Raw genomic sequence first — 744 nt, forward strand, 5'->3', positions numbered from 1 at the left:
CAGAATACCAATATGCTTGTTCTTCAGCGTGAACTTAACGAGTACATCGCCGAATTACTCGCTCAATATCCTGATGTGCAATATCAATTTGAGGGGGAGGCGAAAGAGCAGCGCCAGTCATTCGGGAGTTTGCAGTATGGCCTGATCTTTATCGCGTTTGTGATCTACTGTTTGCTCGCGATCCCGTTCAAGTCTTACTTTCAGCCGATCATTGTGATGTCTGTGATTCCTTTTGGCGCCATCGGGGCGATTGGCGGCCATATGATCATGGGCATGGATCTGACGCTCATCAGTTTGTTGGGCATGTTGGCGTTAATCGGCGTTGTCGTAAATGACAGCTTAGTGTTGGTGGATTTTATTAATAAAAGGCGAAGTGAGGGCAAAGATTTGTATGAGACGGTTTCTTCGGCAGCCGCATCCCGATTTCGACCTGTTATTCTCACTTCGTTGACGACGTTTATTGGCTTGATGCCCCTGTTATTTGAAAAGTCGACGCAGGCGCAATTCTTAATACCAATGGCTGTCTCTCTCGGTTTTGGAATTCTGTTTGCCACCTTGATTACCTTACTATTGGTGCCGGTAAACTATATGGTAGTCGAAGATATCAAGTCATTAACAAGTAAGCTCATTGGACACTCGGTTTAAGTAACGTGAAGCGTCAACACTCTCTGCCACTTGCGCTCATCGACTCTCTTTTGGCCGCGCCGCGCGCACGAGGGGTTGATATAGGCAGGGTCTGTGATG

The 744-nt window shown here is 47.2% G+C and carries 1 protein-coding gene; it reads left to right on the plus strand.

Annotated features, from left to right (window positions below; genetic code table 11):
• A partial coding sequence (locus A3751_RS01915; RefSeq protein WP_156492192.1) for an efflux RND transporter permease subunit occupies nt 1-645 on the plus strand: 645 nt, incomplete at its 5' end.
• Between the last annotated feature and the right edge of the window lie 99 nt (nt 646-744).

It is taken from the genome of Oleiphilus sp. HI0080, assembly GCF_001635135.1.